The organism is Legionella oakridgensis ATCC 33761 = DSM 21215, from assembly GCF_000512355.1.
In the GTDB taxonomy this organism is placed as follows: Bacteria; Pseudomonadota; Gammaproteobacteria; order Legionellales; family Legionellaceae; genus Legionella_A; species Legionella_A oakridgensis.
In genome coordinates this window covers 2,590,009-2,603,801 of record NZ_CP004006.1, presented here as the reverse complement: position 1 = coordinate 2,603,801, position 13,793 = coordinate 2,590,009, and the positions used below count along the sequence as shown (strand labels likewise).

Here is a 13,793-nt window from a genome sequence, read left to right as displayed (position 1 = left end):
TATGTATGTCACTTATCTCATTAACCGGCATTGTAAAAAAATATCAGATAGGTCATCACGAAAGCACGGTTTTAAAGCAGGTTTCATTGACAGTAAAACAAGGTGATATGCTGGCCGTCGTTGGTGCCTCTGGTTCAGGTAAATCGACTTTAATGAATATCATTGGTTTGTTGGATAAGGCGGACGAAGGGCAATATGTTTTGCAGGGCCGAAATATTGCAGGCTTAAGTCAGGATGAATTGGCTGTTTTACGTAATCAGAGCATTGGTTTTGTATTTCAGCAATTTAATTTGTTGCCACGTTTTAATGCTATGCAAAATGTCGGGTTGCCCTTGACGTATCGTTCAGTTTCATCGACCGACATGAAGCGGATAGTAAAGGCGGCTTTGCAGCGTGTTGGTATGGAGTCTTTTGCCGAACATCATCCATCGCAATTGTCTGGTGGTCAGCAGCAACGGATAGCAATTGCCCGTGCTTTGGTTGGCGAACCGCAAGTAATTCTGGCGGACGAGCCGACTGGTGCATTGGATTCCAACACCGGAAAAGAAATCATGAAATTATTTTTAGCTTTGCATGGTGAAGGACGTACTATTATTTTGGTGACTCATGACGAGCAGGTTGCAGCGCTTTGTTCGCGACGAATCACTTTGGCTGACGGCCAAATCGTTGCAGAAACGGGAGGCTAAGCGGTGGCGCTTAATAGTCATTGTCGGCAAGCGCTGGTAAATATCCTGGCGGCAAAATTAAGATCTTTTCTTGCCGTACTGGGTATATTGGTTGGTACGGCCTCCGTGGTTGCTTTAATTAGCTGTGGTCAATTGGCTACAGAAAAAGCCTTGGCACAGTTTAAAGCATTAGGCACTGATCTGCTGTCAATTTCTGTTTATCAAAAGACTCCAAGCCAGAATCAAAGCGGGCAAGATAATATTCCAATCGAGCTATGGCGACAATTGCCGGACATGCTTCCCCCTGTTTTAAAAATTGCCCCTTATGGTACCACTTATCAAATGATGAGTTTCCAGGGGAACATGGTTAATGGGGCGGTGATTGGCGCAGATGAATCGCTGGCAGATATTGTTCATATTCGTCTGGCCAAAGGAAATTTTGTTTCATTTGTAGATTCCTTTGAACATTATTGCGTCATTGGCAATGAATTGGCAACACAGTTAACAGCGGCTGGTTTGACGGAGCCTATCGGTAAACAGCTGCGTATTGGACAGGCATTGTACACGATTATTGGAGTGGCAAAGCCTTGGCAAGAAAATGGATTTTTCAATGAGGATGTGAATCGGGCCGTCATTATTCCTCTGGCTGGTATGGCGTTGGTCAATAAAGACATTAAAATCAATAATGCGGTATTGCTGTTAAAAACCGATAGTAATATTGATGAGGTGATCGAACAACTGAAACAAATCATTGAGCGGCAAGCGCCCTCATTGAATGTTTTCATACGCAGTGCCAAACAAATCGTCGCCAGCATGGAAACTCAAGGCCGCATTTTTACCATGTTGCTTGCCGTCATAGGTGGCATTTCACTATTGGTGGGTGGAATTGGGGTAATGAACGTTATGCTGGTATCCGTTAGTGAACGTAAAAAGAAATTGGAATTCGTAAGGCAGTTGGGGCAAAAAATAAGGAAATTCAAACGCTTTTTTGGTAGAGTCGATTTTATTGTCTCTATTAGGTGGTTTTCTTGGGGTTATTCTTGGTTTGGCATTTACGTGGGTGGTTGCCTGTTTTAATCATTGGTCTTTTACGGTGTATTTATTACCGCCATTGGCGGGTTTCGCTGTGTCAGTAGCCACTGGGGTATTTTTTGGTTTTTATCCCGCCCGCCGTGCTGCTCTTTTGGAACCAATGGTATCTTTACGAGCAGCGCTGTAAGACGGGTAAGACCTCCTATTGCAGATTAATCTCTCCCGGTGGTTTATATAAAAAACATCATGGTTTTAATTGTACTACCTACAATCATGTTGAGCCATTTTGCTTGATAAAAGTGTTGGGTCTTGCTGGCCCAACTAATAGGTTTAGTTAATGCAAAATGGCTTTTTCGAGAAAGGAATGCATGAAAAAAGAGGAAAATTGTGGAGTTTAGTCTGACGTTGAGTTGTTAGAAGTAGATTTAGAAAACTTACATGTTACATTACCTTTCATAATATCGCCGGTTGTTTGATTGACTGAAAAGAATTTTACTATAAATCCTTCCTTTGTTTTCGTCCAGCGTGATAATCCAGTAACAAAAGGCTCTTTTTCTGAATTCCATTGCTGAATAAAAACATTCGCTTTTGCGGTGGTTTTCATACTTCCAATATCTTTTTCACCGTCAGACCAAGTAAACGTTGTATTATAAGTGGTTTTATCAGAGCTTTTTTGAATATCCATCTCCCCCTTGAATTTTTTTCCATTGATGGATGCTTTACCATTGCAAGAATATTTTCCGGAAATATCAGTCGCATCTGCGAAAGCTACATGTGTAGTTATGCCTAATAACACACCACATAAGATTGAAATTTTTTTCATTTAAATCTCCTTATTTTATAAATAAACTGGGGCTATCCTTTATTTTTGTACAAATACAAGTCACGAACGGTGTTCATCAAAAGGCCAATCATAATGATTAAAAAGCCGATAAGTTCATAGGTTTCATAAGTTTCATGTAAAAAAGCAATGCCTAATATTCCCCCGACCACAGGAACTAGATAATTAGAGAAAGCTGCAAAATTTACGCCAGCTGCTCGAATTAATAAGACATAGAAAATATAAACAATTCCTGAATTCAACACGCCTAACAAAATGCCGTACATGAGTGGAATTGTTTTGATTTCAAAGTTCATTGGATCACCGAATAATATCCAAATGAGCCCGATTTCAATTGTTGCAGCAAGCAAAATATTTCTGGTTAAAATAAAAGGCGACATTTCTGGCAATTTTTTGATTAAAACCAAACTTAAGGCCCAACTTGCGCTTGCAGTTAAGATTGCCAATTCCGGAATAATTTTGGAAAAAAAACCAGCACCATTCCCCCCTGGGTGTATTAAGACATAAACGCCAATGAACCCGATAAGAATACTTATTATATTAAATAAACTAAAGCGTTCTTCTTTAATCAGAAAAGGACCAAAAATCATGGCGAAGATAGGCATCGTGCTAATAATGACCGCTGCTATTCCTGTATCAATCTGCTGTTGGCCCCAGGGAACTAAAACACAGGGGAATGTTCCTTCAAAAAAACCAATAAGAGCATAATGATACCATTTGATTTTGACTGACTTTTCAGAAGATGAAAATAACGGAACCAGACTTGCTACCATTATGAATCCAAATAACACTCGCATTAGGGCAACATCTAATGCGGTATAACCTTGCATGGCTTGGAGCGTGATAAGAAATTGAGAACCAAATAAGAGACCGGTAATAATTAAATAGAGATATTTTTTAATCATTCTATGTCTCAATGAATCATGAAATCATAACTATGATTAACTATAAACAATTTATTTTATAATAAATAGGACAAGTTAAAAAATATTTCCTTTTTGAGATCGCTTTTCGTCGTTATAAGAGGGTTTTGGAAAATTACGGCTGATATATTTTAACGGTGTCTCTGCCTGATTTTTTTGCGGCATACAAGGCTTCATCCGCCGCACTCATTAAGTCTTCTGTCTTATCTCCATGAAGGGGAGCTTCGGCAATACCCGCCGATAAGGTTATTTGTGGCAAGAGATGGCCTTGGGAATGTAAATGATTGTTTTTAACTTGTTCACATATTTGTTCTATTCGTTGTTGGGCATCATTTAAACGGGCATTAATGAGGATGATTATGAATTCATCCCCTCCTAAACGGCATGCAATATCCCCTGCCCTGATGGCTTGTTGCAGTTGATTGCCTACGAATTTCAGTGCCTCGTCGCCTGCTTCATGACCATATTCATCATTGAATTTTTTGAAACCATCAATATCTATCATCGCAATGGATAACAGACTATGATGACGTTTCATTTGTTCCAGTTCACGCGGCAAAGTCTCGTCCAGATAGCGACGGTTGAATAACCCGGTTAAAACGTCACGTATGGCCTGAAAACGCAACGCTTCCCGCAAATAAATGTTAGCCAAGGCCAGTTTGATGTTTTCACTGAAAGTGATTGCCAGCTGTTGTTGTTTGGGACTGATGCTTTTTTTGTCCTGGGAATAATGTAAACCTAAAAGACCAATGGTTTCGCCGCGTACGAGAAGGGGTAAATCAATATAGCCGCCAGTTGGAGTGCTGATATAATGTTGGCAAATAATAGAGTTTTCCATGTTATCAACAAAATATATATTTCCATTTCGTAATGCCCAACAATCTTTAGGTAGGAATTCTGACTGTAAGATTCGATGATCTCCCCATTGCCGCACCGTTTCCAATCGGTCTTGTGCTTTATTATAGATGGATAAGCCGCCATTTAATGAGGGAAATAATTCTTTTGCTGTAAGGTAAATAATAGAATAGGCTTCTTCTGCATCTTGGCATGTCAGTAGTAATTCATTCATTTTATTGAGCAACATATTCTCATGTTCGCGTTGTCGAAGCTCAACGAGTGTTGCTGACATGCGTTCATTCAGTGCCGCCATGGTTTTTTCATCACGTTTGCGGGGGGTGATGTCGTGAATTTGAGAAACGATGTTCAATGGATTACCCTGACCATCGCGTATTAACGAGGCACTGAGTAATACCCAGACGACGTGTCCATCCTTATGAATATAACGGCTTTCATGTTGATACATTTTGATTTCGCCATGGATAAGCTGTTGCTCCAAGGCTTCCTCTTTGGCCAAATCTTCCGGATGAATGATGTCTTTATTGGTTAGTTTGTTGATTGTGTTTTGGTCATAACCAAGCGCTTCACATAATGCTCGATTGCCTTGCAATAAAACTCCATTTAGCGTTTTAATCGCCATGCCTATAGGCGCATATTCAATGGCATTTCGAAATCGCTCTTCACTTTGCTGCAGTAATTCAGCCAGGTTTTTTTGTTCGCTGATGTCTTTTTCAATAAATCCGCACATTTTATTTAATGTGTACCCCAGCGTTTCTAATTCATTTTGAGCGTGAATATTATTCCGAACGCTGTAATCGCCATCGGCAACTTTTTCAGCTTGCATATGTAATTCTCTAATGGGGTGAACAATACGGCGGCTGGTATAGCGATAGGCAAGCACACAAAGAAGTAGAGCAAATAAAATGATGATTTGAAAAATATATAAAATATTCTGCTGCCTTGCATGTAAGGTTGCGAAATCGTGAGCAGTGCGAATATCTACGGCAGTTTGAAAGCTTTCTAGAGGTTGTAAAATGCTGGCTTTGGTTTTTAGAAAGTCGTCACCATATAAAAGATTGCGTGCCATTTCCAGATTTCTTTCTTCTTGAGATTTTATGGGTTCCCAGGGTTTTCGATGCGTATTCACCATAAAATTAAACGCTTTTTCGGCGAGTTGAATTAATTCATTAATGCGTTTTTCAGCTTGTTGCAGAAGATAGATTTCATATTGGCTGAAATTCAATTGCTTAATACGGGAAGAGACGCTGATTAGTTCTCCTGAGGGATGGTAGAATTGCATTCCACTTAATACGTAATCCCAATAAAAGAAGGAATAATTTTTAGGTTGGGCCAGCCTGCCATCCTGGATGGCCAGGATATCATAAAAATATTTTTTGTATTTACTGTTGCCTGTCACAGCATATAGTCGGGCCATTTTTGTTAATTCATCGGCATTTTGTATCAAGCTAAAAACGGTGAGTAGCGATTCATAGCGATGACGCTCACTTTGAATAATCAATCTTTGATTATAGGTAGCATATAAAACAAGAATATATAAGATGAGGAAAAATATACTGACAGTAGCAATTGCTGTCCGGTAGAAAGCATTGATGGAGGGGGTCTTAAAAAGCTTCATGGCAAATGATCTTAATGATTCCTCTGTTATTTCATTTATAATTACAGTCCTGTGCTAAAGTTTCAACCATTGTGGCCGATGCCATGGTTAAATGGTTTTTATGCTATGCTGAACATTCAATGTATTGGATTGAGGCTGTGACTGGTTTACGAAAAAAGAGATGATTGACTTCGCCAAGGCAATTTATTGTCTACCGTGAAGCCAAAAACAAAACAAGAGGGCATCGTAATGAGAAAATGGGGGCGTATTTTATCGATTTGGACCGGAGCATTGCTTGCTCCATTGGTGTTTGCGAATCAGCAAAGTTGGAATCTTTGGGTAGCCGAGGTGCGTCAGGAAGCCTTGAATCAAGGTATTTCCCCTGCTTTATTTGATGAAGCATTCGCAGATATCCATGAACCTAGTCGACAGGTAAAAAGCTTGGCACGTTCGCAGCCAGAGCATCGCTTAACCTATCTTAAATACCGCAATTCGCGCGTTGATAACTACCGTATTGTTATTGGACGTAAAGAATATAAAAAACATAAGGCACTGGTTGACGAGATAGCTCGTCAATATGGCGTTGATCCTTGTTTTATCATGTCTTTCTGGGGTATGGAAACGAGTTATGGTAATTACATGGGAAATTTTCCAGTTATTAAATCTCTGGCCACGCTTGCCTATGATTCAAACCGCCGAGATTTTTTCCGGCAGCAATTGTTTTATGCGTTACATATCGTTAATGATGGCCATGTGCCTCTTAACCGGTTTAAAGGCGAATGGGCTGGGGCATCAGGTCAACCTCAATTTTTGCCTTCTAGTTGGGTAAAATACGCGGTTGATTATGATGGTGATGGCCGTAAAGATATATGGGATTCAAAACCTGATGTGTTTGCCTCCATTGCCAATTATATGAAACAGAATGGCTGGCAAAGCGGGGAGCCATGGGCAATTTATGTGAAATTACCGGCAAATTTTGATGAAAAACTGGAAGGCAAATCCATCGTCAAACCGGTCAGTGAATGGAATGCTATGGGAATACGTACCGAAGATGGAAAACCGTTACCGTATCAGAATTTGGAAGCCAGTATCGTTCAACCTTATGGTGGTCCTGTATTTCTTGCTTACCCAAATTATAAAATGATCCTGCGTTATAATAATTCCATTTATTATGCCGGAGCAATTGGCTATTTAGCCGATAGTATTTGTCAGCGAGCAAATTAATGGCTTTTAGCGCGAGATATCTTGATAAAACGGGCAGCCTGATACCGGCTGCCCGTCGTATCATTTGTGATAAAGCAACTGAGTGCCCTCATACGGGGGCTTACAATACGGTACGTTCGTCTGGTAGCTATTTATGTCGCCGATGTGGGTTAGCATTGTTTCGTGCTGACAGTCAGTTTAGCAGCGGCTGTGGCTGGCCAAGTTTTGATGCTGAAATTTCGCAGGCGGTTAAAGAAATTCCAGACAGCGATGGAAAACGCATTGAAATCCTTTGTAATCGTTGTCACGGGCATTTGGGTCATGTATTTACTGGTGAATATTTAACTGCAAAAAATCGTCGTTATTGTGTGAATTCTGCTTCTATTGATTTTGTGACTGACGCAACAGTATTAGACAGTGAAGAAGCTATTTTAGCCGGTGGCTGTTTTTGGGGCGTTGATTTTTTTCTACGCCAAACACCGGGTGTTCTTAAAGTCGAAGTCGGTTATTCCGGGGGAATGGTGCCTGAGCCGACTTATGATCAAGTTTGTCAGGGAAACACAGGGCATTACGAAGTCGTACGTGTGCTTTTTGATTCCTCAATGACCAACTACAGCAAGATACTTCGACGCTTTTTTGAAATTCATGACCCAACCCAACGTACAGGACAAGGTCCTGATCTTGGGCAGCAATATCAGAGTGCAATATTTTATTATAATCAGAAGCAACGTGAGCAAGCTGAAGATTTAATCCTGCAGTTAAGAAGAAAAGGTTACGATGTTGCTACCCGGTTGCTTGCAGTTCAGCCATTTTGGCCGGCAGAAGAATACCACCAAGATTATTATGGCAAACATGGCAAAGTGCCATACTGCCATCGTCCCGTTTCCCGCTTTGACTAAGACCTTTTTCCAAACGCTACTGAAGAGGTGCATTGCTTTGTCGATGTGGCGCTTGAATCCTCATGAACGAGTTTGGGCAAAGGTTAATATATTTTTCCTGCTTTATGGCTTTTATTAGCGTTGATGTTTCCTTTAAAGCTCACGTCAGTCTTTGAACTCCAGCAGTGTTCAACATTTATGAAAAATTATTTATCGTTTTGCTGTAAATAAATTCAAGATTTTGTTGATATGGTCGATAATAAAATTAACACACTGGTTTGAAAATCATCACTGCTAGTTGGAAAAACAGGAGCAGCCAATGAATAAGATGGCAAAATTTAATATTGGTGATCTGGTTATTCATAAACGTCAGGGTTATCGTGCTGTTGTTGTTGACATCGATCCATTATTTCAGGCGTCAGGTCGTTATAATCCTCAGGCATGCAAGCGCGATTTTGCCTGTAAAAATCCATGGTATCGATTATTGGTGGATGAAAGTAGTCAAATAACTTACGTAGAAGAATGCCTTTTATTACCTGACAACAGCGAAGAAGAGATAAATAATCCCAATATTGAGGATTATTTGGTGGTACGCCATGGTCATTATCATAGTAATTCTAGGAGCCATTAGACTGGAACAGGACTTATGAAAAACACGCAATCTTTGTGTTAAAAAGAAATTTGCCTTGATTTTGGGATTTCATAAATCCTATGGAAGTTAAGTGGTTCTTAGAAACAATATCAGCAGAGCGACAAAACCAATTAAGAGTAATGCCAGTATGCCCATACTTGAAAAACTCTTTCCCAGATTTTCACGGCTGAATTGCTCTGGCTGTCCTTTAATAGTGCGGTACAATATCCAAACAATAAGTCCTGCAGCCATTAACCCCAATAGCTGGTATAAAGTTTCCATGCCTTCTCCAATGCGTTGCTAATTTAAAGTTAGCCATTTTTTGTTTCAAAGCTGAATGCGTCTGAAAATAAATTTTCGGGCAAAGCGCCTTCGGCAACCAGTAAATCTCGAGTATTGTATACCATATCAAAAGGACCGCTGATTACAATTTGCCAATCATTTAAATCTTGTGTATGGCGTTTAAGAATCAGAGAGGCAAGAGATTCCTTTTTTGGCGCTGACAAAAGAGAAAAATACTGGAAATGACTTACGTGTGCTTGCCAATGATTTACCTTTTCATCCATGTATAAATCACTTTGGGAGCGCGCACCCCAATATAATTCAAAAAAACGTGTTGTATCTGTGGCCAATAAATGTTCTATCATGGCTTTAATTGGCGCAAATCCTGTGCCGCCAGCAATAAATAAAATAGGCTTTTCAGGGTAAAGGCGGTTTATATGGCATTCACCTAGAGGTACCCGAATGGTTACTTCTCCACGTTTTCTAATATCTGCCAACAACGCTTGATTATAGGGGTTTTCATGACTGTGGCGAATATGCAATTCATATTTGTGTGAACCCAAAGGGGCATTTGCTATTGAATAACTGAATACTTCTTTCTCCATAATTATTTGCAGATATTGGCCAGCTTGATAATCGATATAATGATCGGGAGCAAGAATAAGTTGCAAAATGCTGTTTGTCAGTGGGGAGATGCGCTCCACCCGTGCATGGATTAATTTATCACTCATCCCCTAACCCTAATTTCGGCCAATATTCTTGCACACGCTTCAGGATCTCAGCATCCATAACAATGGTTTTTCCCCATTCACGTTGAGTTTCGCCAGTCCACTTGTTGGTCGCATCCATGCCCATCTTGGAACCTAATCCACTGATTGGCGACGCAAAGTCCAAGTAGTCGATTGGGGTATGATCAACCATGACGGTATCTCGTTTAGGATCCATGCGTGTGGTGATTGCCCAAACGACGTCTTGCCAATTGCGGGCATCAATATCGTCGTCGCAGACAATAACAAATTTAGTATACATAAATTGTCTTAAAAAAGACCATACTGCCATCATAATGCGTTTAGCATGTCCTGGGTATTGTTTTTTAATAGTGACGATGGCCAGACGATAAGAACAACCTTCTGGAGGAAGATAGAAATCAACAATTTCAGGAAATTGCTTTTGCAATAAAGGAATAAAAACTTCATTCAAAGCAAGCCCAAGGATAGCGGGTTCATCGGGTGGACGGCCTGTGTAGGTACTGTGATAAATAGGCTCATCCCGATGGGTGATGCGTTCAACGGTGAAGATAGGAAAGGACTCTATTTCATTATAATAACCAGTATGATCCCCAAAAGGACCTTCCGGTGCTTCTGAACCTGGTTCAAGATAGCCTTCCAAAATGATTTCAGCACTGGCTGGTACATGCAACTCATGACCAATGCAGCGGACAAGCTGAGTGCGTTGGCCTCGCAATAATCCGGCAAAGGCGTATTCTGATAAAGTATCAGGAACTGGAGTAACGGCGGCCAATAGTGTGGCTGGATCGGCTCCAAGGGTTACTGCAATTGGAAAGCGCTCGCCGGGGTAGGTTGCTTGCCAGTCTTGATAATCCAAAGCTCCTCCGCGATGCGAGAGCCAACGCATGATGAGTTGGTTTTTATTGATTACTTGTTGACGGTAGATACCAATATTTTCACGAGATTGCTTGGGGCCTTTGGTGGTGACAAGCCCCCAAGTGATAAGCGGTGCCGCGTCACCTGGCCAGCATGTTTGGATTGGCAGGGTTGTTAAGTCAACGTCTTCCCTCTCCCAGACATGCGTCTGACAACTTGCTTTTTGAACGTATTTAGGCGCCATGTTGAATGCTTGTTTAAGCAAAGGCAATTTGCTAAATGCATCCTTAAATCCTTTCGGAGGTTCCGGTTCTTTTAGCGCGGCAAGCAATCGACCAATTTCTCGCAAAGCACCAATGGTTTCTTCTCCCATTCCCAAGGCAACACGTTCTACGGTTCCAAATAAATTGGTGAGTACGGGGATTTTTTGATCTTTAGGGTTTGTAAACAGCAAGGCGGGGCCACCGCGGCGCAGCACTTTATCGCTTATGGCAGTCATTTCCAGATAAGGCGATACTGGATAATCGATTTGCTGCAGCAATCCACGGTGTTCCAATTGCGCGAGAAAGTCGCGAAGATCTCCGTATTTCATGCCAGGTTATTCCTGCCGCTTCATGGCCTCAAAAAACTCCGCATTGGTTTTATGATTTTTCATTCGTTCAAGTAAAAACTCAATGGCGTCGCATTCATCCATGGATTGCAGAATTTTGCGTAATATCCAAGTACGATGCAATTCTTCCGGTGTGAGAAGCAAATCTTCCCGGCGGGTGCCTGAGCGATTGATATTAATAGCAGGAAATACACGGCGTTCAGCAATATTACGACTTAAATGGATCTCCATGTTACCGGTGCCTTTGAATTCCTCATAAATAACTTCATCCATTTTTGAGCCCGTATCAACCAAAGCAGTAGCAATAATGGTCAGGCTGCCGCCTTCTTCAATATTTCGTGCCGCACCATATAAACGCTTGGGACGTTGCAGGGCATTGGCATCTACACCGCCAGTCAATACTTTGCCAGAGGAGGGAACGACTGTATTGTATGCTCGTGCTAATCGAGTAATGGAATCCAGTAATATGACGACATCGCGTTTATGCTCAACCAGGCGTTTGGCTTTTTCAATGACCATCTCGGCTACTTGCACATGACGATTGGCTGGTTCATCAAATGTACTTGCAACCACTTCACCCTTAACAGAGCGCTGCATTTCAGTCACTTCTTCTGGACGTTCATCAATCAATAAAACAATGAGATAACAGTCTGGGTAGTTTTTTTCAATTGAATGAGCAATATTTTGCAGCATCAATGTTTTTCCAGCCTTAGGCGGCGAGACAATCAAGCCACGCTGGCCGCGGCCAAATGGTGCACATAAGTCAACAACACGAGCGGTCAAATCTTCAGTACTGCCATTGCCCTGCTCCATGACTAACCGTTCGGAAGCAAATAAAGGGGTCAGGTTCTCAAATAAAATTTTACGTTTGGCGCTATCTGGGGTTTCGTAATTAATTTGATCGACCTTCAATAATGCAAAGTAACGTTCATTATCTTTAGGTGGACGAATTTTCCCAGAGACGGTATCTCCAGTGCGTAAACCAAATCGTCGAATTTGGCTTGGAGAAACGTAAATATCATCTGGTCCAGCCAGATAAGAACCATCTGAAGAACGCAAGAACCCAAAACCGTCAGCCAGTACTTCAACAACGCCATCACCATGAATATCTTCCCCTTTTAGCGCGTGGGCTTTGAGGATGGCGAAAATAATGTCTTGCTTACGCATGCGAGAGGTGTTTTCAACTCCCATTTCTTGGGCGATATTGACGAGATCAGCGATAGGTAACTGCTTAAGTTCACTAAAATTCATACTTCTCACTTGATGTGTTAGTTAAATGAAATGAATATCCAGGATAGTTTTCACGGGAAGGACAGCTAGGGAAACTGCTGCCCAATGGCATTTCTTAAACTTTTTGCTGGTTCAAGATAAATATGCCTCAGTTTTTTTAGCTTATCATAAGAATTCCATGAAATCCATTATTTTTATTTTTTGTTTTATTCAAGAGACAGGCTAATTCGAAACTTTCGAAAGCGTGTGCTAATAATACTGCAATATTCAAGATAAAATTGCTTTATCTTGAATATTGCGTTGGTGCAATAAAATCTAGACATTACTGTCTACAAACGCACTCAATTGTGATTTGGAAAGTAATCCCATTTTAACGGCTTCAACTTGCCCATTTTTAAACAAAATGAGTGTAGGAATGCTCATTACCCCATACTTGGAAGGAGCTTGTGGGTTTTCATCAATATTAATTTTGGCAAACGTGATTTTGTCGCTGTTGTTAGCAGCTACTTCTTCCAAAATAGGGGTGAGTGCACGGCAAGGCCCACACCATTCGGCCCAAAAATCAACAAGCACAGGCTTGCCTGCATTTAGAACATCCTGTTCAAAGCTGTCATCGGTTATTGTTTTAATATGTTCGCTCATGAATACGCCTCTTTTGATTAAATTAATTGTCATTATAGATCACCGCTTACAGCTTGCAACACGCTAAGTGCGGTAATTGCTGCTGTTTCGGTACGTAAAATTCTTGGACCTAAGCTCAATGGTTTGAATTGCATGGTTTGGGCTTTAAAAATTTCTTCCTTGGTTAGACCGCCTTCTGGGCCGATCAGCAACGCAATATCGCCTGCAAACGTATAATCTCTCCAGGTGATGTTGGCATGAGGATACAAGACCAGTTTTAATGTTGCCTGGCTTTGCTGAAGATAATCATTAAGGAAACAGGCCTGCCCAATAGATGGGATTATATTTCTTCCAGATTGTTCGCAAGCAGCAATAGCGATAGCTTGCCACTGTGCATGCTTTTTTGCCAAGCGGTCGGCATCCAAGCGGACTATGGAGCGTTCTGTGAATAATGGGGTGATGCTGGTGACGCCAAGTTCTACTGCTTTCTGAATTACTAATTCCATGCGTTCGCCTTTGGAGACGGCTTGTGCAAGATGTATAAGACGTGGAGATTCTCGATTGATTTCCTCGACTGCATCAATGATAACAGTGACTTTTTTTTTATGAATCGCAGAAATAGTTGCCGAATATTCGCAATTATTACCTGAAAAAAGAATAAGTTTTTCTCCAGGGTGCATGCGCAATACAGTTCCGACGTGCTGGCTTGCTCCTGGCGCGAGTTCAAGAATTTGGCCGGGGCTATAATGGCCCGCTTGGTAAATGCGTGTCTTTCTCAATTTACTGTGCTAAAAATTAACAATATGTTGCGGACATTATAA

General features: G+C 41.1%; 13 protein-coding genes and 1 pseudogene. 5 read left to right on the top strand and 9 right to left on the bottom strand.

Going from position 1 to position 13,793, the window contains the following annotated elements; translation table 11 throughout:
* The first annotated feature begins 5 nt into the window (after positions 1 to 5).
* Together LOA_RS14575 and LOA_RS12635 are read left to right on the top strand one after the other, a co-directional pair.
* A complete protein-coding gene (locus LOA_RS14575) occupies positions 6 to 686 on the top strand; it encodes an ABC transporter ATP-binding protein (protein ID WP_025386653.1) in 681 nt (226 codons plus the stop codon).
* Between the two features lie 3 nt (positions 687 to 689).
* Positions 690 to 1,884 (top strand): annotated as a pseudogene (locus LOA_RS12635) (ABC transporter permease).
* A 207-nt stretch (positions 1,885 to 2,091) separates the two neighbouring features.
* Here the strand turns inward: LOA_RS12635 and LOA_RS12630 are convergent.
* From LOA_RS12630 to LOA_RS13945, 3 genes are all read right to left on the bottom strand, one after another.
* Positions 2,092 to 2,520, bottom strand: coding sequence for a hypothetical protein (locus tag LOA_RS12630; RefSeq protein ID WP_025386652.1), 429 nt, complete (start codon positions 2,518 to 2,520; stop codon positions 2,092 to 2,094).
* A 32-nt stretch (positions 2,521 to 2,552) separates the two neighbouring features.
* The gene (locus tag LOA_RS12625; RefSeq protein ID WP_025386651.1) at positions 2,553 to 3,443 is read right to left on the bottom strand and encodes a DMT family transporter; all 891 of its coding nucleotides are present in this window, start codon (positions 3,441 to 3,443) and stop codon (positions 2,553 to 2,555) included.
* Positions 3,444 to 3,576: 133 nt separating this feature from the next.
* The gene (locus tag LOA_RS13945; RefSeq protein WP_025386650.1) at positions 3,577 to 5,934 is read right to left on the bottom strand and encodes a diguanylate cyclase; all 2,358 of its coding nucleotides are present in this window, start codon (positions 5,932 to 5,934) and stop codon (positions 3,577 to 3,579) included.
* 228 nt (positions 5,935 to 6,162) lie between these two features.
* Between LOA_RS13945 and LOA_RS12615 the strand changes: the two genes are divergently transcribed.
* The 3 genes from LOA_RS12615 (at position 6,163) to hspQ (ending at position 8,625) form a co-directional block, all read left to right on the top strand.
* Positions 6,163 to 7,137 (top strand): lytic murein transglycosylase, encoded by a 975-nt coding sequence (locus LOA_RS12615; protein ID WP_025386649.1) that lies wholly within the window; start codon positions 6,163 to 6,165, stop codon positions 7,135 to 7,137.
* On the top strand, positions 7,137 to 8,015 hold the full coding sequence (locus LOA_RS12610; RefSeq protein WP_025386648.1) for a bifunctional methionine sulfoxide reductase B/A protein: 879 nt from the start codon (positions 7,137 to 7,139) through the stop codon (positions 8,013 to 8,015). The genes LOA_RS12615 and LOA_RS12610 overlap by 1 nt, the downstream gene beginning before the upstream one ends.
* A 298-nt stretch (positions 8,016 to 8,313) precedes the next feature.
* Entirely contained in the window at positions 8,314 to 8,625 is a 312-nt protein-coding gene (gene hspQ / locus LOA_RS12605; RefSeq protein WP_025386647.1) for a heat shock protein HspQ, read from the top strand.
* Positions 8,626 to 8,712: 87 nt separating this feature from the next.
* Here the strand turns inward: hspQ and LOA_RS12600 are convergent, their stop codons facing one another.
* The 6 genes from LOA_RS12600 to LOA_RS12575 all read right to left on the bottom strand — a co-directional run bounded on the left by LOA_RS12600 (position 8,713) and on the right by LOA_RS12575 (position 13,751).
* Entirely contained in the window at positions 8,713 to 8,907 is a 195-nt protein-coding gene (locus tag LOA_RS12600; RefSeq protein ID WP_025386646.1) for a hypothetical protein, read from the bottom strand.
* 29 nt (positions 8,908 to 8,936) lie between these two features.
* Positions 8,937 to 9,638 (bottom strand): NAD(P)H-flavin reductase, encoded by a 702-nt coding sequence (locus LOA_RS12595; protein ID WP_025386645.1) that lies wholly within the window; start codon positions 9,636 to 9,638, stop codon positions 8,937 to 8,939.
* Positions 9,631 to 11,103, bottom strand: a complete 1,473-nt coding sequence (gene ubiD / locus LOA_RS12590) for a 4-hydroxy-3-polyprenylbenzoate decarboxylase (protein WP_025386644.1) — start codon at positions 11,101 to 11,103, stop codon at positions 9,631 to 9,633. Before ubiD ends, LOA_RS12595 begins: the two co-directional genes overlap by 8 nt.
* A 6-nt stretch (positions 11,104 to 11,109) precedes the next feature.
* A complete protein-coding gene (rho, locus tag LOA_RS12585; protein ID WP_025386643.1) occupies positions 11,110 to 12,372 on the bottom strand; it encodes a transcription termination factor Rho in 1,263 nt (420 codons plus the stop codon).
* 294 nt (positions 12,373 to 12,666) lie between these two features.
* The gene (gene trxA, locus LOA_RS12580) at positions 12,667 to 12,993 is read right to left on the bottom strand and encodes a thioredoxin TrxA (RefSeq protein WP_025386642.1); all 327 of its coding nucleotides are present in this window, start codon (positions 12,991 to 12,993) and stop codon (positions 12,667 to 12,669) included.
* A 32-nt stretch (positions 12,994 to 13,025) separates the two neighbouring features.
* The gene (locus LOA_RS12575) at positions 13,026 to 13,751 is read right to left on the bottom strand and encodes a 16S rRNA (uracil(1498)-N(3))-methyltransferase (RefSeq protein ID WP_025386641.1); all 726 of its coding nucleotides are present in this window, start codon (positions 13,749 to 13,751) and stop codon (positions 13,026 to 13,028) included.
* Positions 13,752 to 13,793: the final 42 nt, after the last annotated feature.